General features: G+C 69.5%; 26 protein-coding genes. 14 read left to right on the top strand and 12 right to left on the bottom strand.

Annotation, left to right across the window (positions count from 1 at the left end; all coding sequences use genetic code 11):
* Positions 1 to 14: 14 nt before the first annotated feature.
* The 3 genes from VM221_06800 (at position 15) to VM221_06790 (ending at position 3,449) form a co-directional block, all read left to right on the top strand.
* Positions 15 to 815 carry a hypothetical protein gene (locus VM221_06800; protein ID HUT74528.1) on the top strand — a complete coding sequence of 267 codons (801 nt, stop codon included), beginning with the start codon at positions 15 to 17 and terminating at the stop codon, positions 813 to 815.
* A gap of 151 nt (positions 816 to 966) precedes the next feature.
* A complete protein-coding gene (locus VM221_06795; protein ID HUT74527.1) occupies positions 967 to 2,316 on the top strand; it encodes a S41 family peptidase in 1,350 nt (449 codons plus the stop codon).
* A gap of 95 nt (positions 2,317 to 2,411) precedes the next feature.
* Complete coding sequence (locus VM221_06790) at positions 2,412 to 3,449, top strand: divergent polysaccharide deacetylase family protein (GenBank protein HUT74526.1); 1,038 nt, start codon at positions 2,412 to 2,414, stop codon at positions 3,447 to 3,449.
* Here the strand turns inward: VM221_06790 and VM221_06785 are convergent.
* Positions 3,434 to 4,651: a hypothetical protein gene (locus VM221_06785; GenBank protein ID HUT74525.1), complete on the bottom strand. Its 1,218-nt coding sequence runs from the start codon at positions 4,649 to 4,651 to the stop codon at positions 3,434 to 3,436. The two genes, VM221_06790 and VM221_06785, sit on opposite strands and share 16 nt — an antisense overlap.
* Positions 4,652 to 4,958: 307 nt before the next feature.
* Here VM221_06785 and kdsB point away from each other — a divergent pair, with 307 nt between their 5' ends.
* Positions 4,959 to 5,696, top strand: coding sequence for a 3-deoxy-manno-octulosonate cytidylyltransferase (gene kdsB / locus VM221_06780; protein ID HUT74524.1), 738 nt, complete (start codon positions 4,959 to 4,961; stop codon positions 5,694 to 5,696).
* A gap of 172 nt (positions 5,697 to 5,868) precedes the next feature.
* Here the strand turns inward: kdsB and VM221_06775 are convergent, their stop codons facing one another.
* Genes VM221_06775 through cbiM form a run of 4 tightly spaced genes read right to left on the bottom strand, consistent with a single transcriptional unit; the run spans position 5,869 to position 8,760 of the window.
* Positions 5,869 to 6,693: an ABC transporter ATP-binding protein gene (locus tag VM221_06775; protein HUT74523.1), complete on the bottom strand. Its 825-nt coding sequence runs from the start codon at positions 6,691 to 6,693 to the stop codon at positions 5,869 to 5,871.
* A gap of 6 nt (positions 6,694 to 6,699) precedes the next feature.
* Positions 6,700 to 7,674 carry a cobalt ECF transporter T component CbiQ gene (gene cbiQ, locus VM221_06770; protein HUT74522.1) on the bottom strand — a complete coding sequence of 325 codons (975 nt, stop codon included), beginning with the start codon at positions 7,672 to 7,674 and terminating at the stop codon, positions 6,700 to 6,702.
* Entirely contained in the window at positions 7,652 to 7,999 is a 348-nt protein-coding gene (locus VM221_06765) for a PDGLE domain-containing protein (GenBank protein HUT74521.1), read from the bottom strand. Before VM221_06765 ends, cbiQ begins: the two co-directional genes overlap by 23 nt.
* Positions 7,996 to 8,760, bottom strand: coding sequence for a cobalt transporter CbiM (gene cbiM, locus VM221_06760; GenBank protein HUT74520.1), 765 nt, complete (start codon positions 8,758 to 8,760; stop codon positions 7,996 to 7,998). Before cbiM ends, VM221_06765 begins: the two co-directional genes overlap by 4 nt.
* Positions 8,761 to 9,453: 693 nt before the next feature.
* Between cbiM and VM221_06755 the strand changes: the two genes are divergently transcribed.
* The 7 genes from VM221_06755 (at position 9,454) to VM221_06725 (ending at position 18,235) form a co-directional block, all read left to right on the top strand.
* Positions 9,454 to 11,049, top strand: coding sequence for a radical SAM protein (locus tag VM221_06755; protein HUT74519.1), 1,596 nt, complete (start codon positions 9,454 to 9,456; stop codon positions 11,047 to 11,049).
* Positions 11,050 to 11,215: 166 nt separating this feature from the next.
* Entirely contained in the window at positions 11,216 to 13,855 is a 2,640-nt protein-coding gene (mutS, locus tag VM221_06750) for a DNA mismatch repair protein MutS (protein HUT74518.1), read from the top strand.
* 335 nt (positions 13,856 to 14,190) lie between these two features.
* On the top strand, positions 14,191 to 14,481 hold the full coding sequence (locus tag VM221_06745) for a nucleotidyltransferase family protein (GenBank protein ID HUT74517.1): 291 nt from the start codon (positions 14,191 to 14,193) through the stop codon (positions 14,479 to 14,481).
* Between the two features lie 71 nt (positions 14,482 to 14,552).
* Positions 14,553 to 14,744, top strand: a complete 192-nt coding sequence (locus tag VM221_06740; protein HUT74516.1) for a HepT-like ribonuclease domain-containing protein — start codon at positions 14,553 to 14,555, stop codon at positions 14,742 to 14,744.
* Between the two features lie 348 nt (positions 14,745 to 15,092).
* Positions 15,093 to 16,196, top strand: coding sequence for a radical SAM protein (locus VM221_06735; protein HUT74515.1), 1,104 nt, complete (start codon positions 15,093 to 15,095; stop codon positions 16,194 to 16,196).
* Between the two features lie 174 nt (positions 16,197 to 16,370).
* The gene (locus tag VM221_06730) at positions 16,371 to 17,729 is read left to right on the top strand and encodes a tetratricopeptide repeat protein (GenBank protein HUT74514.1); all 1,359 of its coding nucleotides are present in this window, start codon (positions 16,371 to 16,373) and stop codon (positions 17,727 to 17,729) included.
* Positions 17,730 to 17,947: 218 nt separating this feature from the next.
* Positions 17,948 to 18,235, top strand: a complete 288-nt coding sequence (locus tag VM221_06725) for a bacteriophage holin (protein ID HUT74513.1) — start codon at positions 17,948 to 17,950, stop codon at positions 18,233 to 18,235.
* A 4-nt stretch (positions 18,236 to 18,239) separates the two neighbouring features.
* Here VM221_06725 and VM221_06720 read toward each other — a convergent pair whose 3' ends face one another.
* Together VM221_06720 and VM221_06715 are read right to left on the bottom strand one after the other, a co-directional pair.
* Complete coding sequence (locus VM221_06720; GenBank protein ID HUT74512.1) at positions 18,240 to 18,803, bottom strand: uracil-DNA glycosylase; 564 nt, start codon at positions 18,801 to 18,803, stop codon at positions 18,240 to 18,242.
* 122 nt (positions 18,804 to 18,925) lie between these two features.
* Positions 18,926 to 19,087 (bottom strand): DUF5679 domain-containing protein, encoded by a 162-nt coding sequence (locus VM221_06715; protein HUT74511.1) that lies wholly within the window; start codon positions 19,085 to 19,087, stop codon positions 18,926 to 18,928.
* Positions 19,088 to 19,455: 368 nt separating this feature from the next.
* Here VM221_06715 and VM221_06710 point away from each other — a divergent pair, with 368 nt between their 5' ends.
* From VM221_06710 to VM221_06700, 3 genes are read left to right on the top strand one after another with little or no spacing between them, the layout of a single operon-like run.
* The gene (locus VM221_06710; protein HUT74510.1) at positions 19,456 to 19,629 is read left to right on the top strand and encodes a 4Fe-4S binding protein; all 174 of its coding nucleotides are present in this window, start codon (positions 19,456 to 19,458) and stop codon (positions 19,627 to 19,629) included.
* A 10-nt stretch (positions 19,630 to 19,639) separates the two neighbouring features.
* On the top strand, positions 19,640 to 19,837 hold the full coding sequence (locus VM221_06705; GenBank protein ID HUT74509.1) for a hypothetical protein: 198 nt from the start codon (positions 19,640 to 19,642) through the stop codon (positions 19,835 to 19,837).
* Entirely contained in the window at positions 19,837 to 20,505 is a 669-nt protein-coding gene (locus VM221_06700; protein ID HUT74508.1) for a class I SAM-dependent methyltransferase, read from the top strand. The genes VM221_06705 and VM221_06700 overlap by 1 nt, the downstream gene beginning before the upstream one ends.
* A 392-nt stretch (positions 20,506 to 20,897) precedes the next feature.
* Here VM221_06700 and VM221_06695 read toward each other — a convergent pair whose 3' ends face one another.
* From VM221_06695 to VM221_06675, 5 genes are all read right to left on the bottom strand, one after another.
* On the bottom strand, positions 20,898 to 21,401 hold the full coding sequence (locus VM221_06695; GenBank protein ID HUT74507.1) for a hypothetical protein: 504 nt from the start codon (positions 21,399 to 21,401) through the stop codon (positions 20,898 to 20,900).
* 595 nt (positions 21,402 to 21,996) lie between these two features.
* A complete protein-coding gene (locus VM221_06690) occupies positions 21,997 to 22,410 on the bottom strand; it encodes a HEPN domain-containing protein (protein HUT74506.1) in 414 nt (137 codons plus the stop codon).
* Positions 22,397 to 22,744, bottom strand: a complete 348-nt coding sequence (locus VM221_06685) for a nucleotidyltransferase domain-containing protein (protein HUT74505.1) — start codon at positions 22,742 to 22,744, stop codon at positions 22,397 to 22,399. Before VM221_06685 ends, VM221_06690 begins: the two co-directional genes overlap by 14 nt.
* Before the next feature lie 28 nt (positions 22,745 to 22,772).
* Entirely contained in the window at positions 22,773 to 23,849 is a 1,077-nt protein-coding gene (locus VM221_06680; GenBank protein ID HUT74504.1) for a uroporphyrinogen decarboxylase family protein, read from the bottom strand.
* A gap of 116 nt (positions 23,850 to 23,965) precedes the next feature.
* The gene (locus VM221_06675) at positions 23,966 to 24,577 is read right to left on the bottom strand and encodes a DNA-3-methyladenine glycosylase (GenBank protein ID HUT74503.1); all 612 of its coding nucleotides are present in this window, start codon (positions 24,575 to 24,577) and stop codon (positions 23,966 to 23,968) included.
* Between the last annotated feature and the right edge of the window lie 7 nt (positions 24,578 to 24,584).

The following is a 24,584-nucleotide window of genomic DNA, read 5'->3' as shown; positions in this document are numbered from 1 at the left end:
TGGGGAGAGAAGCAATGGGCAGGGCAAGGATGCAGCAGGTGGTGGTTGTCGCGGTGGTGGTGGCGCTGGTCGCGGCGCTGTCGTCCCCCGCGCTGTGCCTGGAGATGAAGCTGGCGGGCGTGTCACTGGGCGACACGCCGGACGATCTCCTGTCGTCGCCGTCGTTCGGCACGCCGGACGCGATGTTCGCGCCCGGCAACGCGTTCAGCTTCATCGGGACGCAGGAGTTCGAGATGCCGGTATGGGCGACCGCCGTGCGCATGGCTGCAGTCGGCGGGGACCAGATTCAGTGGATATACAACCGCGACCCGGCGGTCATCGGCGTGCTCATGACCGGCAGCGGGATAGACGCCCACGTGACCAACGTCGTCGCCAGCCAGTGGCGCACTTTCGCTTCCTCCAAGGTTGCCGAGACCGAGAAGGGGATTCGGATCGGCGATACCTTCGCCGACGTGCTGCGGACCTACGGCTGGCCCAACCGCACGGAGATCATCAGCGAAACGGGACGCCGGATCACCCCGGCCACTCCTGCAGCCGGTGCGCCCGCCGCCCCGGGAGGGGCTATCAGCTTCGGCGGTCGCGGCGGCGGGCGAGGAGGGGAGGATGATGGCGGACCTGGCGCCCTGCCGCCCGTCGGCCCCGCCTTCGGTTTCGTGCCGGCGGGGGCGGCCCCGGGCGACGCGCTGACGGCCACGGCGAATGCGGGCCCGGCCGGAATGGTCGGTTTCACCAATAGCTGCATCTTGAGCTACCCCTCCGTTGACTTCGTCCTCTACCGCATGCGCGTTTTCCGTATCCACATCTACGGGCTCTGACCGGGTCGCCGCCGACGCCGGCCGGGAGTGGCGGCCGGCAGCGGCGTGGTTTGCCTGCCCCCCGCCCCATGGAATAATCCCGGCAGGGATGTCCCGCCGCGCGCACTGGCGCGCGTGACGCACACATATAGAATTGAGAGGCAGCAGGCTCATGCAACGCAGACATCGCATCGCCCTGACCATCGCCCTGCTGGTGGTCATGGTCGCGTCCTTCATGGCCGGCCGTCAGTTTCAGATCCTGGCTGACAGCACCACCGGCGGGCTGGAGGCGGTCCGCGCGCTGAGAGCGACCCGCGTCGCGAGCGCAGCCGGCGCCTCCGGCGCCCAGGGGCGCGACGAGGTGGACCTGCAACCGCTGGAGACGTTCGGCCAAGTGCTGGAGAATATTGATCGGTTCTTCGTATCGCCGGTTGGGGACCGCCGCCAGCTGACCTACGGCGCGATACGCGGCATGCTGGCGGCGCTCGACGATCCCTACACGCGCTTCATGGACCCCCAGGAGTACCAGTCGTTCCAGGAGGAGAACCAGGGACGCTTCGAGGGTATCGGCGCCACCATCGGCCTGACCGAAGTCAAGGGCGACGACGAGACGGCCAAGGTCACGCCGGGGCTGCGCTGTCCCGCGTGCGGATCGGAGATTCCCCTCCGCTCCTTCCGGCTGACGATCGTTGCGCCGTTGCCCGGGAGTCCCGCCGCCAAGGCGGGGGTGGAGGCTGGGGACCTGGTGCTGAAGATCGACGGCGCGCCCACCGACGGCATGACCGTCAGCGAAGCGGCCAAGCGAATTCGCGGCGAGCGGGGGACCACGGTTAAACTCCTGCTCGGTCGCGAGGGGGCCACCGCCCCCGTGCCCAAAGAGATCGTGCGCGGCCCCATCGAGCTGGCGACGGTCGAAACCAAGCTGCTGGATGACGGGATCGGGCTGATGCGGGTGAACTACTTCCACGACGACACCGGGCGCGCGGTAGCCGCGGGGCTGCGCAAGCTGCGAGCGCAGCACATGCGCGGGCTGGTGCTCGACATTCGCGACAACCCCGGCGGTCTGCTCAATCGCTGCCTCGAGGTAGTGCACCAGTTCGTCGCCGCAGAGCCGGTCGTCTATGTGCAGGAGCGCGGCCAACCCATGCGCCCGTTCTACGACGAGAACGGCAAGGGCAGCAAGTTCGATCTCCCGCTGGTGGCGCTCATCAACCGGGGCAGCGCCAGCGCCTCGGAGATCCTCGCCGGCGCGATCCAGGATGCGAAGGTCGGCCGGCTCGTCGGCACCCCCACCTACGGCAAAGGATCGGTGCAGACCATTCTGCCCCTGAGCGACGGCTCGGCGATGGCGCTGACGACCTCCAAGTGGTACACGCTGTCGCGCCGCGACATAGACCACAAGGGGGTGACGCCGGACGTGGCGGCCAAGACCGCGCCGGAGGCCGCCCGCAACGGCCCCGACGACTTGCAGTACCAGAAGGCCCTGCAACTGCTGCGGCAGCAGATTGCCGCCCGCAATTAGCGGGCGCGAGGGGACAGTTCCCCGCCGCCCAGCGCACCGCCCAGGCCCGGGGTGGGAAGGAACTGTCCCCTCCCAGCCCGGGATGTGAACGCGTGATGACGACCCCATCGCCGCGCCGCGCCGCCGGACCCGTCTTCCCGTGGATCCTGGCCGCGCTATTTCTGCTGGTGATCGCGGTTCTGTGGTGGCTGGGGCGGGCATCACGCCCTCCCGCCCCGCCGCCGTCGGCGCCCCGACCCGGCGGCGTCGGGGCGCCCGCGACCGGCGGTCGCCGCGCGCGCGCCCACGCGCGCCCGCCCGCCGTCGCCAGCCCCGCCCGGCCGATCACCGAGGGGCCGTCACCCAAGCCCCGGGAGCGCCCGCTGCTGCCCCACGATGGCGGCCGGGTGGCGATCATCGTTGACGACGTCGGCTACAACGCCGCCGTTATCCGCGAATTCACCGCGCTCCCCTATGCGTTGACTTTCTCGGTGCTGCCGGGGGTGGAGCGCTCGCGGGAACTGGCCCGCGCGTGCTCCGCGGCCGGGTTCGAGGTCATGCTGCACCTGCCGATGGAGCCCCTCAACTCGCGCCTCGACCCCGGCCCGGGGTGCATCATGGTGGAGATGACCGACGACCAGATCGCCGCCTTGGTGGAGGACGACCTGGCGGCGGTGCCGGCGGCGGTCGGGGTCAATAACCACATGGGGTCGCGCGCGACCGCCGATCCGCGAGTAATGCGGGCGGTACTGTCGGTGCTGCGGCGGCAGGGCCTGTTGTTCGTTGACAGCCGCACCACCGGGAGCAGCGTCGCCGGGCAGGTGGCTGCCGAACTGGGCGTGCTGCACGCCGCGCGCAGCGTCTTTCTGGACACCAACCTGCGGCCCGAACCCGGCACCGCCGAGGAGTTCCTGGAGCTCGCGCAGGAGCGGGTGGAGGAGCTGGGGCGCCTGGCTCAGCGCCGCGGCTGCGCCATTGGCATTTGCCACTACCGGGAGCAGACCGCGCAGATGTTGGCGCGCTTGCTGCCGTTGCTGCGGGAGGCGGGGATCGAAATCGTGAGCGTGTCGCAGCTCATCGGCACGCCCGGCGAGTCGGCCGACCCGGCGCCGGTAGCCCCGCGGACCTCGCCACGCGGCTACGCGCCGCGCTGAGACTGATGCTGCCGCGCCGCCGCGAGCATCGCCGCCCGCTCGACCGGGCGCACGTTTTCCACGATCCATTCGCGCATGTCGCGTCCGGCCGGCGTGTGCTGCGGGTACGAGATGAACTCGAGGTTGATGCCGAGCGCCCGCGCGACCGCAGCCGCCAAGAGGGGCCACACGATGCCGATATCGCCGACGATGGGCCGGCTTCCAGGCAGGCGCGCGAACCCCGACATCTCCATGCGGAAGGGGATGCCGGTGACCTTGGCCTTGGGCTTGCCCGCGGCGATGGCGTCGGCGACCGCGCCGGAGTCGCGCTCCATGTGCCACGCGCGATCGAGGTTGGGGTCGAGATCGATGCGGATGAGCTCCTTGGCGGCCAGGGAGTAGGTGGGGAGACCCTCCCAGGCGGCCCACATGCCGTGGCCGGTGAAGGTCTCGAAGGGGCCGTCGTGGATCTCCTGGGTGAGGGCGACGGCGGACTCGATGATGACGTCGGCGTCGGCGAGCAAGGCGGCGATGCGCGCGGCGCGGTCGGTGATGGAGATGCTGTCGCCGATGGCGAGGCCGACGGCGCCGCCGCCGACGAGCTGGGGGATGCTGACCAGCACCGGGGCGCCGCGTTGGTGCCCCGCGCCGATCATGGTGCGGCGGTCAGCCCCGGCACCCACGATTTCCTCGAGGGGTACGCCGGCGGCTCGCGCCAGCTCCTCGGCCTCGCGCGCCAGGCGCTCGGTGCGCAGGCCCAGGGGATAGGAGAGATTGCCCGCCGCCTTGATGATGTCGGAGCCCTGCGCATCGAGCGCGCGCTCGATAAGGGGACGATCAACCGGCATTTCGTCGGCGATGATGTCGAGCCAGCCCGGGGGCAGCACGGAGATCTCGAACCTGCCGTCCATGGGCAGCGCCGCCGGGTCGAAGCCAAGCGCGTCGCCCGCCACCCGGTGCACGCGCTCCAGCGCGCCCGCCATCTCGTGGGCGATGACGGCGGAGGAGGTGGTGACGCCGTCAACGATGCCGCGGTGGATGAGCTCGGCGAGCAGGGACGTTACGCCCTCGTGCAGGTTGGGGCCGCTGCCGGTGACGACGACGACCTTGCCGCCGCGCTCCTTCGCGCGCGCGACGGCGCCAGCGGCTTGATCAATGCGCTCGCGCACATCGCCTGCCAACCCGGCGCGCAGCGTCTCTATCATGCCCTCGTTGATTGCCATGCGCGGTTCTCCCTAATGCCCGCCTTCGCTGTCGTTGCTCCGTGCGGCCTCGGTTAGCGGTGATTATAGCAGCATTTCCGCACGCGGCCAAGCGCCGCTGGCAAACGCGGGTGGGACCGATTTTAGTGGGGGTGGTTGGGCGACGCACCGGGCGCGACCTCGTAGGGGCAAGGCATGCCTTGCCCCTACATCCGCGCCCAAGGGCGACCCCCACTTTTCGGTCACACCCCAAGCCGGGGGCGGCTTGACCCCGTGCGCGGCGCGCGGCTATAATCCTGTGGCAATCGTTCACCGCGGAGGTCGCGCCATGACGCATGTCGTCGGTATCATCCCTGCCCGCTACGGCTCCACGCGCTTTCCCGGCAAACCGCTGGCGGACCTGCTGGGCAAGCCCTTAGTGCAGCACGTGTACGAGCGCGCGCGCGAGGCGCAGACCCTGGAGCGCCTGGTGGTCGCCACCGACGACGACCGCATATTCCAGGCCGTCACCGGCTTCGGCGGGGAGGCGGTGCTGACGCGCCCTGATCATCCCACCGGTACCGACCGCCTGGCCGAGGCCGCGGCGGATATGGAGGCGGAGGTCGTCGTCAACATCCAGGGCGACGAGCCGCTGATTGAGGGGGCGGTGATTGATGCGGCGGTGCAGCCGCTGCTCGCGGACGCCTCCATCCCCATGGGCACCCTGGTGGCGCGCATCACTGATCCCGCCGACCTGCACAACCCGAATGTGGTCAAGGTGGTGATGGACCGCCAGGGCTTCGCGCTCTATTTCTCGCGGTCACTCATCCCCTACGTGCGCGGCGGGAATGGCGCGCAGACGGTCTACTACTATCATCCCGGGCTCTACGTTTACCGCAAGGAATTCTTGTTAACCTACGCCTCCCTGCCGCCGACGCCGCTGGAGCAGGTCGAGAAGCTGGAGCAGTTGCGCGCGCTGGAGCACGGCTACCGCATCAAGGTGGTGGAAACCCAGCACAACTGCATCGGCGTGGACACCCCCGCCGACCTCGAGCACGTCAAGCGCCTGCTGCAGCGGGGGCGGTAGTACCTGGTGACGAAAGTGGGCGCAGGCAACCCCATCATCCCGCTGAGCACGCGCCGGTCATCGCGAGGAGGTTGTGAGCCGCAGGCGCAGGACGGCGGTGCTACCGAGCCGGCGATGGCATGGCCGGCGAATGATGGCCGCCCGTTACCCTATTCGCGGCCGAGCCGGGTGGCTAGCGCCGGTGCGGATGCTCATGCCCCGCCTCGTGCAGGTGGGGGTGAACGTGCACCAGCTCGCCGTGCGCGTGCGCGTGCGCGTGGATGAGGTTGACGGACAGCAGCAGGTCGAGGTCGCCCAGCACCTGCGCGACGGGAGCATCGCCCACCAGGCGGTGATCCTCGGACAGCACCAGCGCGCGGTCGGCGACCTCCGGCACCAGCGCCAGGTCGTGGCTGGCGGTGACCAGCGTCACCCCTGAGTGATGCAGGACCTCAAGGAACTCCCGCAACCACTGCTGGCTGCGCGGGTCGAGGCCGGCGCTGGGCTCGTCCAACAGGAGCACCCGCGGGGCCACGGTCAGCAGGCTCCCCAGGGCGACCTTCTGCTTTTCCCCGCCGCTGAGCCGCTGCGGTGAACGCCCGCGCAGGTGCTCGATGCCCAGCAGGCGAAGCACGTCGTCCACGCGCTGCCGCACCTGCGGCGGCGCCAAGCCGAGCTGCAGCGGGCCGAACGCCAACTCCTCGTCTACGCGCGCGTTGAAGAGCTGGGCGTCGGCATGCTGAAACAGCAAGCCCACCTGCTGCCGGAACACCCGGGAGAAGGGCGGCGTCTCTACCCGCTCCTCGCTGAGCCGCACGCCGAACGCGGTGACGCTGCCACCAGCAGCGAAGTAGAGGCCGTCGAGCAAGTGCAGGAGCGTGGACTTGCCGCTGGCGTTGGCGCCCAAGATGGCGACGCGCTCGCCGGCGCCGACGGTGAAGCTGATGTCGCGCAACGCCGGCGCGCCGTCCGGGTAGGCGTAATCTACATGCTCGACCTCGAAGACCGATGCGTTCATTGAACCCTACGTCAACCGCTCCAGCGCCAGCAGTCCGACCATCAGCCCCGCCACGGCGGTGAGAAACAGGCCATCGGCGAGCCGCAGGCGACTGCGCGCGGCGATCCGCACCTCGCCGTCCCAGCCGCGCGCCAGCATCGCCCGGTGGACGTCCTCGGCCAGCGCGCGCGTGCGCCGCAGCAGGCTGCCGATGCCGGCGGCGACCCACCGCTGCTCCGCGCGCAGCGAGCCGGGAGCGAGGCTGCGGCTGAGCTTGGCCAGATGGGTCTCCTCGGCGGCGCGCAGCAGCACCGCCAGGTAGCGCTGCATCATCGCCAGCACCATGCCGAATGCCCGCGGCATCCCCAACCGCCGCAGTCCGGCGAGCAGCGCCGCCGAGTCGCTGGTTGCCACCAGCAGCAGCGCCAACAGCACGCAGTCGGTCGAGCGCAGGAGGAAGCGCGTCGCCACCACCACGCCCGGCTGCGTGACGGCGATGACCTCGGGCAAGGCCCATGGCCCCAGCCGTAGCCCGGGAGCGAGCCGCCACAGCGTCCACATCGGCTCCCCGGGCGTCACCAAGTTGAGCGTCGCCGGCAGGATGATCGCCAGGCTGAACAACGGCACGCCCAGCCACACGCGCAGCAAGCGTCGCGCGCCCACGCGGCTCGCGACGCATACCGCCACCACCCCGCCCAGCAGCACCGCCAGGGGAACCAGCCCATGCACGAAGGTCGCGCCGAAGATGAGCAGCAGGAACCCAAGGACCTTGGCCCGGGGTTCGATGCGCGTCAGCGGCGACGCGGGTGGGGCCTGCGCTCCCGCCAGCTCGCGCGCCAGCGCCTCGCCCAGGCGCGCCAGCGCGCGGCGCGCGACCCTCCCCGCACAGCGACGGGTTCGGCGCTCGCTACCGGGCGCGGGCATCAGCGATGGAGCACAGCCGCCCTCGGCTGTGTCCGTGCCGGCTTGCGCATACCACTCAGGCAGAGTTTGACTGGTCACGGCGCGCGAGTACCCGACCGATCAATAGTGTCACGGCGACGATAACGGCCACTCCCATCACCGCCGACAGGATGTAGGACCCACTCAGCGCCGGCAGCGACGCGTTCTCCTGGCCGGGGAGCGCGTAGTCGGGCAGCGGCGCCCGCCACCGTCCGGACAGCCGCGCCATCTGCGCCGGGAGGTAGCCAACCAGGTCGCGCACCTCGTCCGCGCCCCATTCGCCCCACGCCGTCTCCGCCCCCAACTTGGCGGCGACGATGATGCCCAGCGGCGACAGCGCCACCAGCACCAGGAGCGCGATCCACAGCTTGGCCGTGGTCTTCATGGCTGCGCCTGCGGTTCCCCGGCCATCGCGCAGGTCCCGGACACAGCCGGGGGCGGCTGTGCTCCATGCCTGGTCGTCTCGGGCGCCGACGGCGCGCGCAGCAAGGCCGGCTCCGCGCGCTGCAGGTAGGCGACCACCAGGCCGGTGACCACCGCCTCGACCAAGCCGAACACCAGCAAGTGCTCGGCCGCCATCACCGGGACGGCGACGCTCAGCGGATAGGGCGCGTACAGCGCGCGCCCGGCGGCGTTGTGCGCGATCAGGGGTTGGAGGCCGAACTCGACGGCAGCGGCGAGCGCGGCCGCGTTGAGGCCGACATATCCCCCGATCGCCGCGCCGAGCCAGCGCCGCCGCGAGGTGAGGGCGGAGCGGCCCGCGATGAGCCGATACACGCCGTACCCCGCGAACGGCATGATCACCGCCATATTGAGGCAATTGGCGCCGATGGCGGTGATGCCGCCGTCGCAGAACAGCAGCGCCTGCACGATGAGGGCGACCGAGACCGCGATCACCGCCGCCCACGGCCCCAGCAGCACCGCCACCAGCACCGCCCCCACCGCGTGGCCGGTGGTGCCGCCGGGGATGGGGACGTTGAACATCATGATGACGAAGCTGAACGCCGCCCCCAGCGCCAGCAGCGGCACCTGCCGGCTGCGCAGGGTGCGGCCGACGATGCGGGACGCCGCCGCCCACAGCGGCGCCATGAGCGCGTACGCCGCGCCGTAGGTCTGCGGGCCCAGATAGCCGTCGGGAATGTGCATCGCTGCCTCTGTGGTATTACCCCGTTACTTGCTCAATCTTCCTTCAAGGGAGAGGATTAAGGAGAGGGTGAACGATACCGCCGATCTACCCTCTGGTAACACGTCTTCAACAATCATAGCACGCTGTATCACCCGCGTCAACCTCGCTGAGGGAGCGGGTGTGACCGCGAAAGGTTGGGATCACCCTGGGCGCGCCCCGACTCGTCGGGGCGCGGAGGTAGGGGCAAGGCATGCCTTGCCCCTACGAGGTCGCGCCCGGGCGTGCGCCCATCCATCCCAACGGGAAACGGTCACACCCGAGGGAGCTCCGTCTTTGGCGAGCCTTCCTCAAAACGCAATGACTGGTCGTGGTTCGCCCGGCAACCCCTCCCCCTGCAAGAGCCTGCCCCGACCGGTCCCCAGCCAGGCCGAGGGAGCCTGTCGAAGGGGGGAGGTTGGGTGAGGGTGACACGGCTGCGGGGTGCGGCTCGACCCGACTTGCGCTCACCGGTCCCGGCATGAGATCGGATCGCGGCCGGCGCCGGCGCGCCTGCGGCGTGGCGGCGCTGCCATGCGAAGCAGCGCGAGTGTGCGCCGCCGGCGGCAGGGACGGCGGGAGGTCGCGGATAATCATGGTTGCGCGCGGCAGGATTGACCCCGCCGAGGCTTGCCCGCCATGGCCCCGACCAGTCGGGACGGCGGCGGAGCGTCCCAATGCCTAATCCTCTCGCCGAGCGGGCGCGCTGGCACTTGACCCGCGAGACCGGCGCCGTCATAAAAGCAGGTGGGGGCGTGCTACGCATCGCCCTCGTCTACCCCAACACCTACTACGTGGGCATGTCCAGCCTGGCGGTGCACGCGATCTATCACCTGCTCAACGCGCGGCCCGACGTTGCCTGCGAGCGCGCCTTCATGCCCGACCGCGGTCACGATCAGGAGCGAGACCACCCGCTGGTGACCATTGAGTCGCAGACCCCGCTCGACCGCTTCGACGTTGTCGCCTTCAGCCTCGCGTTCGAGCTCGACTACCTCCATGCCGTGGACGCCTTGCGCCGCGCGCGGATGCCCGTTTTCGCGCGTGACCGCGACCACCGGCATCCGCTCGTCATCGCCGGCGGGGTGTGCGTGGGCTTCAACCCCGAGCCGTTGGCGGAGGTGGTGGACGCCTTTGTCGTGGGCGAGGCCGAGCCGGTGCTGGACGGAGTCGCGGAGGCGCTGCTGGAGGCGGAGGATCGCGGCGACGCCCTGCGCCGCCTGCAGGCGCTGCCCGGGGTCTATGTGCCGTCATCCTACGCGCCGCGGTATTCGCCGCCCGGGGCGTTCGTAAGCCTGGCGCCGGCCAAGGGCGCCCCGCGGCGCCTGCGCCGCTTGCGCGCCGACAACCTCGACCGCTGGCCGACCCACACGCGGGTCTTGACCCCGGACACGGAGTTCGGCAACATGTTCCTGATCGAGATCAGCCGCGGCTGCGCCCATGCCTGCAAGTTCTGCGTCACCGCGCCCTGCTATCACCCCTACCGCTACCGCTCGGTCAAGCACCTCCTGGAGGTCGCGGCGCGGGGGCTCGAGCACCGGCGCACCATCGGCCTGGTGGCGGCCGCCGTCTCCGACCATCCTCACCTCGATCACCTGGCGCGCGGCCTGCGCGAGATGAAGGCGCGCATCTCGCTGTCCTCCATCCGCGCCGACGGCGCCGGCACCACCATCGTCGAGGCCCTGGGCGAAGGCGGCGCACGCGCCATCACCTTCGCCCCCGAGGCCGGCAGCGACCGGCTGCGCCGTCGTCTGCGCAAGTCCATCTCCGAGGAGCAATACCTCGCCGCCGCGCGCCTGGCGGCGGCCAACGGCATCCGGCGCCTGCGCCTCTACTTCATGCTCGGTCTGCCGGGCGAAACCGCGGCCGATGTCGAGGCCATCCCCCGCCTGGTGCACCGGCTCAAGCGCGACGCCAACATGTCCCAGGTGGTGGCCAGCATCAGCACCTTTGTCCCCAAGCCCTGCACCGCTTTCGAGCGCGAAGCCATGGCCTTGCCGCGCCACATCGGCGCGCAATTGAAGGCCCTGCGCTCTCAGCTCCACACCGAACCCGGCGTCTCCATGTCCGCCGAGAGCCCCAACTGGGCCTTCATCCAGGCGGCGCTCGCCCGCGGCGACCGGCGCCTGGGCGCGGTCATCGCCCGCGCGGCGGAGGCGGGGGGGTCGCTGGCGGCGTGGCGCGGCGCCTTCGCGGCCGAGAACCTCGACCCCGAATCCTTCGCCGCCCGTCCCCGCGCCGCCGACGAGCCCCTGCCGTGGGAGCACATCGGCTAGGGAGTGGCGGTTTCTCTCTGGCAGGGCGCGGTCGCGCATTGCCACGAGCGTCCGCTTGCGCTAAACTACACGCGGCTGCATCAGTGCCAATCCGCGTCCATCCGCGGCCGCAAGCCGGGGAGCCGGCCGACCCGTGACCAAGCCCGCCGACAACGGCATAACCCCCATGCTCGCGCAGTACCAGGCGATCAAGCGCGAGCACGCCGATGTCATCCTGCTGTTCCGGCTGGGGGATTTCTACGAGATGTTCGGCGCTGACGCCGAGCTCGCCGCCGGCATCCTCAACCTGACCCTGACCTCGCGCGAGGTCGGCAAGGGGCGGCGCCTGCCCATGTGCGGGGTGCCCTATCACGCGGTCGAGCGCTACGTGGCGCGGCTGCTGGCGGCGGGGCACAAGGCCGCCATCTGCGAGCAGGTCGAGGATCCGAAAACGGCGCGCGGCCTGGTGCGCCGCGAGGTTACGCGCGTCCTCACCCCGGGGACGGTGGTCGAGGACTACCTGCTCGATGAGCGGCGCAATAACTACCTGGCGGCGGCGGTCATCGCGGAGGATGGATGGGGCGTGGCGGCGGTTGACTGCTCGACCGGCGAATTCGCGGTGACGCAGGGGACGGGCGAGGAGGCGCTGCTGGAGGAGCTGTCGCGCATCGCTCCGGCGGAGGTGCTGCTGCCGGCGGAGGCGGCGCAGGACGCGGCGTTCGCGGAACTCCTGGGCCAGGCTTGCGGCTGCCGGGTGAGCGAGTTCGCCGAGGACGATTTCGAGCTCGACACCCCCCACGAGATCCTCACCCGCCACTTCGGCACCACCTCCCTGCGCGGCTTCGGCTGCGAGGAGCTGCCGCTCGCCATCCACGCCGCCGGCATGGCGCTGTGCTACCTCCGGAAGAACCAGAAGTCCGCCCTCGAACAGATCCGCAGCCTCACCACCTACTCGCTGTCGCAGTCCATGATCCTCGACGCTGCCACCCGGCGCAACCTGGAGCTGACCCAGTCGCTGCGCGACGGCGGTCGCACCCACAGCCTGCTGTGGCTGCTCGACGAGACCGTGACCTCGATGGGGGCGCGGCAGCTCCGGCGGTGGCTGCTGTCGCCGCTGCTCGACCCGGCGGCGATCGAGCAGCGCCTGGAGGCGGTGGCGGAGCTGCGCCGCGACGCCCTGCTGCGGGCGAGCCTGCGCGACCTGCTGCGCGCCATCAGCGACCTCGAGCGCCTCACCAGCCGCGCCGCCGCCGGCACCGCCAATGCGCGCGAGCTGGCGGCCCTGCGCGACTCCCTGGCGCGTTTGCCGCAGCTTATCGCCCTGCTGGCGGCCACCGACTGCGCCCCCCTGCGCGCGCTCGCCGCGGGCGCCGATCCCCTGGCCGAGCTCGAGGCCGCCCTGCGCGCCGCCATCGCCGACGACCCCCCCATCGGCCTGCGCGACGGCGGGCTCATCCGCCCGGGCTACCACGCTGAACTGGACGAGCTGCGCGTCGCCAGCGCCGAGGGCAAAGACTGGATCGCCGCCCTCGAGCAGTCCGAGCGCGAGCGCACCGGCATCAAGTCGCTCAAGGTCGGCTATAACCAGGTCTTCGGCTACTACCTCGAGGTCACCAAGCCCAACCTGGCGGCGGTGCCCGCCGATTACATCCGCAAGCAGACGCTGGCCAACGGCGAGCGCTTCATCACCCCCGCGCTCAAGGAGTACGAGGCGAAGGTGCTGGGCGCGCACGACCAGATCGTGGAGCTGGAGTACGAGTTGTTGTGCGACCTGCGCCGGCGGGTGGCGGGGGAAGCCGCGCGCCTGCAGGCGGCGGCGGCGCTGGTGGCGACCGCCGACGTGGCGGCGACCTTCGCCGAGCTGGCGGCGCAGCGCGGCTACATCCGGCCCGAGGTGGACGACGGCGAGGCGGTCGAGATCAAGGCCGGGCGCCACCCGGTGGTGGAGAAGACGCAGGCCGGCGAGCGCTTCGTCCCCAACGACGCGCGCCTCGATTGCTCCGACCACCAGCTCCTCATCATCACCGGGCCCAACATGGCGGGCAAGTCCACCTACCTGCGCCAGGTCGCGCTGATCGTGCTCATGGCGCAGATCGGCTGCTTCGTCCCCGCGGCCGCGGCGCGCATCGGCGCGGTGGACCGCATCTTCACCCGCGTCGGCGCCAGCGACGACCTCGCCACCGGCCAGTCCACCTTCATGGTCGAGATGAACGAGACCGCCAACATCCTCCACAACGCCACCCGCCGCTCGCTCATCATCCTCGACGAGATCGGCCGCGGCACCTCGACCTTCGACGGCCTCTCCATCGCCTGGGCGGTGGCGGAGCACATCCACAACAGCCCGCGTATCGGCGCCAAGGCGCTGTTCGCCACCCATTACCATCACCTCAACGATCTGGAGAAGACCCTGCCGCGCGCGAAGAACTACCGCGTGGCGGTCAAGGAGGAAGGCGAGCGCATCATCTTCCTGCGCAAGATCGTCCCCGGCGGCACCGACCGCAGCTACGGCATCCAGGTCGCGCGCCTGGCGGGGCTGCCGCACGAGGTGGTGGAGCGCGCCAAGCAGGTGCTGTGGAGCCTGGAGCAGGCCAATTCCGTGGGCAGCCTGCCGCCGCGCGCGCCCGCGGTCAAGCCGCCCCCGGCGCCGCAGTCACAGTTGACGCTGTTCGAGGCGGTCCCCCACCCGCTGGTGGACGAACTGATGACCGTTGACGTCGAATCCATGACCCCGCTCGACGCCCTCAACAAGCTCGCGGAGCTGCAAGCCCGCGCCCGCGCGCAGGAGAAGAAGCCTAACCACGGAGAGCACAGAGACCGGAATCGCTAAGAGCCAGGCGTGACCGTTCCTAGGTGGGGATGGCTAGGTTGCGCGCCGAGACGTGGCACCGCCGCCGTCGGTGGCTAGGTCGCAAGGCGACCGCCACGGTGGCCTTTAGGTGGCTAGGGCCGACGAATCGGCCCGCCACGGTGGCCTGCAGAGCAGACCTAGCCGCTGTGTAGGGGCGCACGCCGTGCGCCCCTACGAGTTGGGCTTCCGGTTCCCACTCTTCGCGGTTATAATCCGTGAGCTGTTCTGCTTGACTCGCCGGCCTGCGAGTGGGAGACTATGGGAAGCGCCGTGAGAAGAAACGGCGGCTCATTCGCAGCCTGAGGCAAAGACTCATGACGCGCGATGAACTGCTAAGCCGCTTGCGGTCCCACCGCGCCGAGATCACCGCCCTCGGCACGAAATCGCTGGCCCTCTTCGGTTCCGCCGCCCGCGGGCAGGCGGGGCCGGACAGCGACGTTGATCTGCTCGTGGAATTCGAGGGGCGAGCGACCTTCGACCGCTACATGGCGCTCAAGGAGTATCTCGAGGAGCTCCTGGGCTGCCAGGTGGACCTGGTTACGCGCAAAGCCCTCAAGCCGCGTCTGCGGCCGCGCGTGGAGGAAGAGGCCGTCCATGTCGCGTGACTACCGGTTCTTCCTTGACGACATCCGGGCATCTTGTGACAAGATTGCGCGCTATGTCGAGGGGCTGACCTATGCCCAAGGCAACGCAAGAGCGTTACCCCGAAGTCGAATGGAAGAAGATGGCCGGCCTGCGTGACATCGTCATTCACGAGTATTTCGGGATAGACCACGAGATCGTATGGGACATCGCCCTCCATCACCTCCCGCAGTTGCTCGACCAGATCACACGCATCTTGACGGTTGAGGACGCCGAAGGACGTTGATGTTGAATCACTGACCCCGCTCGACGCCCTCAACAAGCTCGCGGAGCTGCAAGCCCGCGCCCGCGCGCAGGAGGAGAAAACCTAGCCGCGCACTGAAGAGTCTGGTGCATTACAGCAATGACTTCGCGTGCTGCGACAGCCCGGTGGCACCCCGACCGGGTGGGGTGTCGGCGCCGCGTGCGCGACGCCGAATTGAGCAGGCGAGGCTTGCCCGCCGGGGTGGGGCGCCTGTTCCACACGATCCCGAGCGGCGCCGTCCTACGGTTAGAGCGGCGCCTGCAGGGGAATCACCGCCATTGAAGCGCAGACTGCGCAGATCTCGCCGAGCTGGAGATTGAAGCGGCCGCCATGACAGCTCCGTCGGCAGAGCCGCGGCGGGAGCTCCCCCCGCCGCGCATTGTTGCCTGGGAGATCACCAAGCGCTGCGACCTGGCATGCAAGCACTGCCGCGCGAGCGCGAACACCGAGCCCGATCCCCAGGAGTTGAGCCCGGGCGAGGCGCTGGCGCTGGTGGACCAGCTCGCGCAGGCGGGGACCCGGCTGCTCATCCTCAGCGGCGGCGATCCCCTGCTGCGGGACGACTGGTCCGACATCGCGGCGCGGGCGACCGCCGCCGGCATGCGGGTGACGATGGCGCCCAACGGGCTGCACGTCACCGCCGAAGTCGTGGCCCGCATGCGCGCGTGCGGCATTCAGCGGGCCGCGATCAGCCTGGACTTCCCGACGCCCGCACTGCACGATGGGTTCCGGGGCGTACCCGGCGCGTTCGACGCGGCGATTCGCGCCCTGCGCCTGCTGCGCGAGGCGGGGATCGAATGCCAGGTGAACACCACGATAAGCGCCCTCAACGTGGACCACGTTGAGGGCGTCATTGACCTCGCATTGGCGCTGGGAGCGGCGGCCTTTCATCCCTTCCTGTTGGTGGAAACGGGGCGCGGCGAGGAGCTGGCCCCCCAGGCGCTGACGCCGGAGCGCTGCGAGGAGATGATGGTGCGCCTGCGCCGGCGGGAGGCCGAGCTGCGAGGTCGGCTGGCCTTCAAGCCCACGGACATGCCGCAGTACTGCCGGGTGGCGGCGCAGGACGGGGCCGAGCGCCGCGCGCCAGGGGAGGCGGGGGCGGTGCTGGACCACATGACCCGGGGGTGCCAGGCGGGGCGAGCGTTCTGCTTCATCTCCAGCCGCGGAGAGGTCAACCCCTGCGGCTATCTGCCGCTGCCGGCGGGCAACGTACGGGTGTCGCGGCTGGCGGAGATCTGGCGCGCATCGGCGGTGCTGCAGGCGCTGCGCGACGATGACCTCATCCAGGGCAAGTGTGGAATATGTGAGTTCAGGCGCATCTGCGGCGGCTGCCGCGCGCGCGCTTTCGCCCACAGCGGCGACTGGATGAGCCCCGAGCCGCTGTGCGCCCACCTGCCCCGAGCGGCGGGGGCGGACGCGGGTTCCGCCGCGTAAGCTCCGAGAGGAAATGCGGCCGCCCCTGCCGAATCATCGGCGATGAGCGCGAGACTAGACCGCACACCCCGGCGACATCGCGCGCCGAAACGCGCCGCCGAAGCGGGTATAATCGCAGTGTGAGCGCACCGGCGTTGACAACCTGACGCCGGCTTTTGCGCGCTTATTCGCAGCATGATTTGTCGTACGTGCAACCTGGAATTCGACAGCGCCGCTTGCCCGGGGTGCGGCGGCGCTGCCACCTCGGCGGTTGACGACCGGGTCGCAGCCGCTTCCGCGCTGCTGCAGGAAGGCCTCGCCGACCAGGCGATCGAGGCGCTGGAGCAAGCTCTCAGCAGCAGCCCCCGCAGCTACCAGGTGCATCACCTGCTCGGCGAGGCCTACCTGCGCCAAGGTGAGCTCGCGCTTGCCGGGCACCACTTCGAGCGCGCGGTGTGGCTGGACTCAGGCTGTGCCGCGGCGCGTTACAACCTGGCCCGCGCCTACCGCAGCGCCGGACGCACGGATGACGCGCTCCAGCAGGTGCGCGCAGCCCTGAGCAAGGACCCGGCTCACGCCGCCTCCAAGAGCTTGCTCAAGGAGCTGGAGCGGGCGGCGACACGGGAGCTGTCAGAGCCGCCGCCCGGAGCGGCCGAGAATCGCCCGCGCGCGGCGGCGCCCCACCTTGAAGCCGTGCACGTGCGCGCCCGGCGCCTGAGCCGGCCGGTGCAGACTGCGTTGGGTGCGCTGGCCGCGATCTTCGTGATCATCCTCGGCTCATTCGCCTACGCCGCGACGCTTCGACTGCTCACCAGCCCGCAGTTGCTGGAGCGCGACGCGGTGCTGTGGCGACAGTTGCCGTATGCGACAGCGGGGATCGCCTTCGTCGCCGGCGTCATCGCGGCGTCGTTTCAGATCCCCGGGCTGCCTTTTGCCGGCGCGCTCGCGGGGCTAATCGCGATCCCGGCAGGGGTTGCGATCCCGCTGATAGCCGAGCACGAGCCGGTGATGACCGACTTCCTGGTCCGCGCCGCGGCCTACGGCGCCCTGGGAGTGGCGGTGACGGAGGCCCTGGCGAAGTTCACGCCGCTCGGCGAGTGGAGACGGGCCCTGGTGTGGGCTTTCATCGCGGCGGCCACCGTCTACGTCGTCGCCGGCTACTTCCGACAGGGGAGTCTCGAGGGCAGCGTATTGCAGCCGGTCCCCGGCACCAGCGACCTGTCGATGACGATGCCGGTGCCGGGCGCCGAGATCACGCTTCAGGATCCGGGCAGCGGCCTCGTATATGCCACCACCGCCACCGGCACCTTCAGCGAGGAACGGCGCGAGCTTGACCCCTCCGCCGAGGGCCGCTACCGGCTGCGCGGCATGCCGGTGGGATACTACCTGCTGACCGTGCGCGACCCGCGAACCGGCGCCACCTGGCGCGACAAGGTGTTCGTGGACTACGCCGTCATCAACGGCAACAGCCACGACGTGGCCCTCGTCCCGTCCGCAGAGGAGATCGCAGCTCCCGCGCCCGCCGCACCCGCCGCGCCCGCCTCCTCTGACTGACGCCCGCTCTTGCCGTCCGCTTGCTCCGGCTGCACACCAGGGATATGCGGACATCTCCTCGAACCATGCACTGCTCGGGCATGGGGGGGACAGTTCCTTCCCGCCCCGGGCCTGGGCGCTGCCCTGGGCGACGGAGAACTGTCCCCTCGCACATGAGGAGGGACCGCGGGTTGCTTGTGGGTGGACGGCAGCGTACTGCTTGGGAAAGGAGCGGTGACATGCAGCGACTGAATGCGGGTGCTCTGGGATTGGCGCTGGGGATCATCTGGGGCGTCGGGATCTTGGCAGTCGTGGTCGCCAATCGGATCACGGGGAGCTACGGCGCGAACTGGATCGTCACGCTCGCCTCTCTCTACCCGGGGCTGAGCCTGACCCCGGTCGGCGCCGTCATCGGCTTCCTGTGGGGGTTTGTGGACGGCGTCATCTGCGGTGTGCTCGTGGGCTGGATATACAACGGCCTGCTGCCGCGACCGGCGCCGGCAAGCGCAACGCCGCCAGCGCCGTAGGCCGTCACCGAGCGCGGGCTGACACCGCCGGCAGCCGCGCGAAGTGGCGGCGAGCACTGCGGCCGGCCGCCGGAAAGCGCATGGCGGCGGCGGGGTGGTAGGTTACGAAGTAACGCCGCCCGTCGCGCTCGACTACGCGCCCGAGCACGCCCCGCAGGCGCGGGCGGCCCAGCATCGCCTCCACCGCGACCCCACCCATGAGCACCACCAGCCGCGGGGCGATGGCGGCGAGCTGACGGTCGAGGTGGGCGCGGCGGCAGGCGTCCATCTCGTCGCGGCGGGGGCGGCGGTTGCCCGGCGGTCGGCACTTGTTGACGCCGGTGACGAAAATGTCCTCGCGTCGCAGGCCGGCGCGGCGCAGCAGTTGGTCGAACTCGCGCCCCGCCATGCCCTGGAACGGCCGGCCGCTCTCATCCTCGGCGCGTCCTGGGGCCTCGCCGATGAATACGATCCGCGCGCGCGCAGCGCCTTCTCCCGGTACCGCGCGGGCGCGCGACCGCCACAGACGACAACGCCGACAGCGCCGCACGCTGCGGGCGACGGCGTTGAGTTGGCCCTCGGGGGTCATGCTCAGTCCGGCCCCTCCCTCGATCCGGGCTGGGCGCGGCCGAGCCTGATCGGCGCAGCCCCCAGCAGAACGGGGCGCGGATGGGTCCCCGCGCCCCGGTAGATTGCCTGCCCGGACCTTGACTAGCCGCAGGAGCAGCCCGGCTTAGCCGCCCCGATCTTGAACATCTTCGTCCCGCACGCCGGGCACGTGCCCTGGGTCGCGGGCTTCCCGTTCTTCATCGTGACCTGGGTCGGATTTCTCATGTCCCGCTTCGCCTTGCACTTGACGCAATAGGCCTCCATCGCTTCACCTCCCTTGCTGTGATGGTTGCTTCGGACTCGTCCAAGCACCCCGACCTGGCGGGGTGAATTCGGACCAGCGAGAGAACGCTTCTCCCTCGCATGAGGCCATCCTTCTCATGGCTGGGCGATTTTGGAAAATTGCGGAAAACAGATGTGTGCATAAATGCGAGGGTCGGCGCGGATGATAGTGCCGCCGGACGGCCTCTGGGGGCTGGCGGCCTTGACCGCTCGTGGAGCCTGGCCACCTTGGCCAGGGGCATCACGGGCGGGGGCGCCCATGCTCCTCATCCGCGGCAGGTGTGCAAGCGGCTAGGGCCGAATAGGTCCGGCGCGGGGGTGGCGCCCGGATGCAAACGGAGGGCCGGCGGATGCCTCATACCATAACCGATGACTGCACGGCGTGCGGCGCGTGCATCCAGGAATGCCCGGCGGACGCGATCAGCGAGGGCGAGGTTTACACCATAGACCCCGAGCTGTGCACCGATTGCGGACTGTGCGCGCAGGTGTGCCCCTCGGGCGCGGCCCTGCCGGCGGACGAGTGAGAGCTAACCGATGAGCGACAGACTGGTGACCCTGGTGTTTGCCCTGGCGTACTTGCCGCTGGCGGCGATGGCGCTGCTGTGGGTCATCGCGCTGGGGCTGCGGCTCGCGGGTGCGCCCGGCCTGCTGCGCTGGCTCAAAGCGCGTACCAGCGTGCCCCAGCCGGAGCCCAACCCGCCCCCCGGCGCCCGCGGCGAAGGCCAGCCGTAGTGGGCGGCTGGCAGAAGCTGTGGCAGAACCCGGCAATAGCGAAGCTCTGGCAGGAGTTTCCGCCCCTGTCCGAGGTGGTGGCGATGGCGGACCTGCTGGCCGCCGAGGGGCGCCGCCGCGTGCTCGACATCGGCTGCGGCCTGGGCCGCCACACGGTCTATCTTTCCGGACGGGGCTGCGAGGTCACCGCCACCGACAACGCGCCGGCGGCGATCTCAGCGTGCCGGCAGAACCTGGAGCAGGCGGGGCTGCGGGCGAACGTGCTGGCGCTCGACATGCGGGAGCTCCCCTTCCCCGACGGGCACTTCGACGGCGTGGTTTCGACTCAGGTCATCCACCACTGTGACCGCGCGACGCTCGGGCGCATCATCGGTCTCATCGCGCAGAAGCTGTCCTCGGGCGGCGTCTTCATGTGGGCGACGCATTCTCCCCGGCATCGCGACTGCGGCAAGGGGCGCGAAATCGAACCCGGCACCTGGGTCAACGAGGATCATCGCGAGGGGCCGGTGCCGCATCATTACTGCACGGAGGAAGAGATCCGCGAGTTGCTATGCGCTTTCGACATCGAATCCATGTCGGAACGGGAGTTTCATGAAAAGCCGGACGGCATTCGGCACTGGAACGTGCTGGCGCGGAAGGGGGGCCCCTTTGCGGGGTCGCCGTACTGAGAACCCCGACGTCGTGCCGCCGAAAGCCGCATGTGGGACGAGAAAGGGCAGGAGGCAAGGTCCTGCCCTACACGGCATTGGTGACCGCCACAAATGGGGATCGCCTCGTGGGTGCGTCCCGACCTGTCGGGGCGCACCGGCAGCAACGCGACTTCTATGGGAAGTCGCGCCCGGTGCGTCGCCCAACCATCCCCACTATAGAGGCTCGCCAAATAGGTTCACAAAGTGAGCTCTCTGGTAGCGCAGCCGTCTCGGCTGCGAAAGGTTGGCAGGCGCCTGCCCGACCAACACCAGTCGCGTCCTGTCGGCCGCTCCTATCCCCCGGACCGATGGATAGCCACGTTGAAACGCCTGGTGCGGCTGCGCTTCTCGGGCGCCCGCGGTTCCAGACCCTACACAGTTACCACGGCGACGGCCTGGCCCTGATTGGCTTCTCGTAGCAACACGCTCTCCGTGTGTGGCCAAAGCCGAGGCAAGATCACCAACGGTAATCCCACGAAACGCCAGATCCAAATTTGGATGTCCATGACCCACCAGCCGAGCCGAGGCGGGTATGGCTCCATGTGCTTCTGCGGATCATAGGGGGGAATACGGTACTGATCCAGGAGGCGCGCGTGTCCCTGCCAGTCATCCTCTGACAGAAACGGCGAGAATTGCCACAACTGCTCCATGTCTGGCCCTCTCACCGGAGGGTCAGGGCAGTATCGCACCGCCAGGGCCACCCCGATCCACATCAGGAGGAAGAGCGGCCAGTGTGTGGAGTTGCACCAGGCAAGGTACGCCACGATCAGCATAGCCAGCGAGCCGAGCGCCACGAGCTGGCCACGATGCCACGTGCGATGCACGCGTTCGGTGAGAACATAGTCGGTCGTCAGGAAGGCTAGCAGCCGTTTCAAGTACGCCCATCCTTCAGCGCTCGTGCGAACACTGTGATCCGAGAAATCGTCGTAGAAGCACCAAAGCTCGTAAGCGACCTTTGACAGGCTGCCATCTCTACCCTCACACTCATCATACATTGCATCGTCTACAACTTCGTCGAAAGCAAACGACCTCGTCTCCCCTCGCAAGTAGGCCCCGGTCGCAGCCGCAAGCCGACTTCTCGCCTCCAGATCAACATGGGAGATTAGGGACAGGTTATTCATGAAGCATCTTCCGGCGGCTTCGTGCCGCGACGAGGCGAGACGCCTGGCCTGCCAGATTTGCGGCCGGACGGGTGCTCGGCGCGCGCGCCCTCTTCGGCGCAATTGTACTCCTTTTCGGGGGCAGGCGAAAGCACGCCCGGAGCGGGGTCACGAACGTGACCTGTGGGCACCCGATTGCGTCCACGCCGTCTCGGCTGCGAATGAATTCAATTGGCGGGCGAGACGCCCGCCCCACCGGAATGCAGTTGTCCACCTGGCAGTGAACATAGTATGCGAGCCCCAATCGAGCCGCTCACACTCGCGGCACACGTCCGATTCCGGCCGTCGCGGTGCGGGAATCGCCTGGCGATCACTCGCCGATCGCGGAGGGCAGGCAGTCAGCAATCGCGGCGAGGGCGGCGCGAGCGGCCCCGAGCGCTTCCTCCGCCTCCTCGCGCGCCGGGGAATCCTGCTCATCGGGATAACGGAACCTCCAGGCGTACTCGCTCAAGGGCGAAACCCGATCCGCCAGCGGCTCCAGCGTCGGCTCAATGGCGACGCATTGTCGGCCCAGTTCTTCCAGGCTGTGCGTTTTGCGAAAAGGCACGTCGTGCCAGACCAGCAGCCCTTTCATTGCCTTCTCGATAGTCTGCTGACAGTGGAACAGAACGTCCTCCAGCAGCGGCGGAGAGGCGGCGAGGGCATGCTCCGCGCTGCGCAGGTCGGTGCGCGCCTTCGCGAGCCAGGCTCGAGTATCCGCACTCCTCGCCTCATCCGGCAGCATAGAGCAGCCTCCCCTCGGCGACGATGGTCGTGGGCAGCGACGCGCGCAGGGAAAGCCTGCTCTCGAAGGCCTCCCGCGTCCACACCAGAACATCCGCGGCGGTCCCCGTCCCGCGCAGCGCTTCATAGGCGACTCGGCTGCGGCGGCGTTCGGCCGGCGCGTCGTCCGGCACTACCACCATCAGATCGTAGTCGCTGTCCGGCCCCGTCTCCCCGCGGGCGCCGGAGCCGAAGAGATAGACCCGTTCGGGCCGGTACGCCTCCACCAGTCGGCGGACGATCTCCGTCAGCGCAGGGTCTTCCGCCGTCCCACGTCTCTGGTTGGTGTCTCGCATGTGGCTGCTCCCTCTCCCCGCGCCCACTTCACCTCACCACCACCGCCTCGCGCAGCAGCTCCAGGTAATACTGGTAGTTGGCGAGGGGGACGTCGGGCGGGACGCGGTGGTCCACGGTGGGAATGTAGCCGCCGCGCTTGGCCAGCGGCGGCACCTTCGACATCACCTCGTGCTCGATCGCCGCGCGGTCGCGGGCGAGGGCGTGCTTGTCCATGTTGCCGATCATCAGCAGCTCCGGCCCGAAGCGCTGCGCCATTTCCACCGCGTTCGTCCCCCACACCCCGACCTCGAGCGGGAACATGACGTTGACGCCTCCCTCGCGCCAGGGCAGCACCAACTCGTCAATCTTGCCATCACAATCCACGATATTCACATCTACCCCGTGCGCCGCCAGCAGCCCGGTGATCTTCTGATAGCGCGGCACCATGAACTCGCGGAACATGGCGGGTGAGATCAGCGACGCCTTGTTATACGCCATATCCTCCCAGAACAAGGCGTAGTCGAACTCCACCTCCGACAGCGCGCGCTCGATGGTGCGACACACGAAGTCGGCGATGAAGTCCATCATGTCGTGCATCAACCGGGGGTCGTCGTGGAAGCACATGCAGGTGTTCTCGACCCCCATCCACCCGCGCACCCAGCCGAAGAAGCCGCCGCCGGTGATGCCCAGCGGGTAGTCGCGGTCGCGGTAGGAGGCCGCCAGTTCGCCCCAATTGTCCGGGTAGCGGGCGGGGTCGTCGGGGTCGTAGCGCTCCCGCATCGCCTCGAAGTCGGCGCGGTTCTTCACCGGGAACTCGATGAAGGTGGGGATGCTGGTGCCTTGCTTGGAGCGGCGGCACAGGACGCCGTCGGTGTTGCGCAGCAGTTGGGTCTGCTCGTCCTCCTCGTAGATGATCTCCTCGAAGTGGGGGATCATGCCCAGGCTGATCGGCGCCGCGTGCCACTGCTGGTCCATGCCGAAGAACTCGTCGGTCGAGACCTCCTCGGGCAGGCCCTGCTTGTGCCATTCCTCGAGGGTTTGCGTCCAGAAGCCGAAGTCCCAGATGGGGAGGCGGTCCACCGGCTGGTAGTGCATGGTGCGCACGAAGCGCTCACGATCGGTCACGGGCTACCTCCGGGCGGGCGGTATCGGGCGCAAGCCGCGCCGCGCGAGTACGGATTATAGCGGTCCGCGCGCACCCAGTCAAACGCTACCCGGGGCGGTCCCATCGCGCGCCCGGCTCACCTGCGCGATGCCCACGGGCTGCCGCGCATCACGAATCGCCACGGCTGGTCGCAGCCCGGCTTGACGCCCACGCGGGGGCGCGCCGCGATGCGGTCGTCCGTCACCGCGCCGCCGGGCTCGATGCGCAGCGGGCCCCGGGTGAGGTCGGCGCCGTTGTGCATGATGCCGATGCCGAACGCCTGCGTCAGCTTGCCGGGTCCGCTGGCGAGGTTGCGGTCATCGCCGATCCCGCGCCGCAGGCGCATGAGCTCGATGCCCGCCACCGGCTCCACCGCGCGGATCAACACCGCCTCGGCGACGCCCTCCTCGCGGGTGACGACGTTGAGGCAATGGTGAGCGCCGTAGATGAAATAGACGTACGCGTGCCCCGGCGGGCCGAACATCTGGCGGTTGCGCGCGGTCATTTTGGCGACCCAGCGCTCGCCCTCGCGCCGCACCGCATGACACGCCGGGTCGCCCTCGAGATAGGCCTCGGTTTCGACGATGCGACCGCAGACGCGCCCCTCGGGGGTATCGTGCACCAGCACCTGCCCCAGCAGCGCGCGCGCGACCGCGATCGTGGAATCCCGGTAGAACGCGCGGAACCGGGGTGAGCGTCTATTTCCCACGCTGCGC

This window comes from Armatimonadota bacterium, assembly GCA_035527535.1.
Lineage (GTDB): Bacteria > Armatimonadota > Hebobacteria.
The sequence above is the reverse complement of the archived record's forward strand: the minus strand, read 5'-3'. Positions and strand labels throughout refer to the sequence as shown.

What these genes read in the sequence shown, in the direction of transcription:
- VM221_06725 (HUT74513.1), top strand. Translation starts at nt 17,948, where the DNA reads ATGCAGCGACTGAATGCGGGTGCTCTGGGATTGGCGCTGGGGATCATC.
- VM221_06775 (HUT74523.1), bottom strand. Translation starts at nt 6,693, where the DNA reads ATGAACGCATCGGTCTTCGAGGTCGAGCATGTAGATTACGCCTACCCG.
- kdsB (HUT74524.1), top strand. Translation starts at nt 4,959, where the DNA reads ATGACGCATGTCGTCGGTATCATCCCTGCCCGCTACGGCTCCACGCGC.
- VM221_06800 (HUT74528.1), top strand. Translation starts at nt 15, where the DNA reads ATGGGCAGGGCAAGGATGCAGCAGGTGGTGGTTGTCGCGGTGGTGGTG.
- VM221_06730 (HUT74514.1), top strand. Translation starts at nt 16,371, where the DNA reads ATGATTTGTCGTACGTGCAACCTGGAATTCGACAGCGCCGCTTGCCCG.
- VM221_06720 (HUT74512.1), bottom strand. Translation starts at nt 18,803, where the DNA reads ATGACCCCCGAGGGCCAACTCAACGCCGTCGCCCGCAGCGTGCGGCGC.
- VM221_06735 (HUT74515.1), top strand. Translation starts at nt 15,093, where the DNA reads ATGACAGCTCCGTCGGCAGAGCCGCGGCGGGAGCTCCCCCCGCCGCGC.
- VM221_06705 (HUT74509.1), top strand. Translation starts at nt 19,640, where the DNA reads ATGAGCGACAGACTGGTGACCCTGGTGTTTGCCCTGGCGTACTTGCCG.
- VM221_06745 (HUT74517.1), top strand. Translation starts at nt 14,191, where the DNA reads ATGACGCGCGATGAACTGCTAAGCCGCTTGCGGTCCCACCGCGCCGAG.
- cbiM (HUT74520.1), bottom strand. Translation starts at nt 8,760, where the DNA reads ATGCACATTCCCGACGGCTATCTGGGCCCGCAGACCTACGGCGCGGCG.
- VM221_06740 (HUT74516.1), top strand. Translation starts at nt 14,553, where the DNA reads ATGCCCAAGGCAACGCAAGAGCGTTACCCCGAAGTCGAATGGAAGAAG.
- VM221_06685 (HUT74505.1), bottom strand. Translation starts at nt 22,744, where the DNA reads ATGCGAGACACCAACCAGAGACGTGGGACGGCGGAAGACCCTGCGCTG.
- VM221_06755 (HUT74519.1), top strand. Translation starts at nt 9,454, where the DNA reads ATGCCTAATCCTCTCGCCGAGCGGGCGCGCTGGCACTTGACCCGCGAG.
- mutS (HUT74518.1), top strand. Translation starts at nt 11,216, where the DNA reads ATGCTCGCGCAGTACCAGGCGATCAAGCGCGAGCACGCCGATGTCATC.
- VM221_06765 (HUT74521.1), bottom strand. Translation starts at nt 7,999, where the DNA reads ATGAAGACCACGGCCAAGCTGTGGATCGCGCTCCTGGTGCTGGTGGCG.
- VM221_06715 (HUT74511.1), bottom strand. Translation starts at nt 19,087, where the DNA reads ATGGAGGCCTATTGCGTCAAGTGCAAGGCGAAGCGGGACATGAGAAAT.
- VM221_06795 (HUT74527.1), top strand. Translation starts at nt 967, where the DNA reads ATGCAACGCAGACATCGCATCGCCCTGACCATCGCCCTGCTGGTGGTC.
- VM221_06785 (HUT74525.1), bottom strand. Translation starts at nt 4,651, where the DNA reads ATGGCAATCAACGAGGGCATGATAGAGACGCTGCGCGCCGGGTTGGCA.
- VM221_06690 (HUT74506.1), bottom strand. Translation starts at nt 22,410, where the DNA reads ATGCTGCCGGATGAGGCGAGGAGTGCGGATACTCGAGCCTGGCTCGCG.
- VM221_06710 (HUT74510.1), top strand. Translation starts at nt 19,456, where the DNA reads ATGCCTCATACCATAACCGATGACTGCACGGCGTGCGGCGCGTGCATC.
- VM221_06790 (HUT74526.1), top strand. Translation starts at nt 2,412, where the DNA reads ATGACGACCCCATCGCCGCGCCGCGCCGCCGGACCCGTCTTCCCGTGG.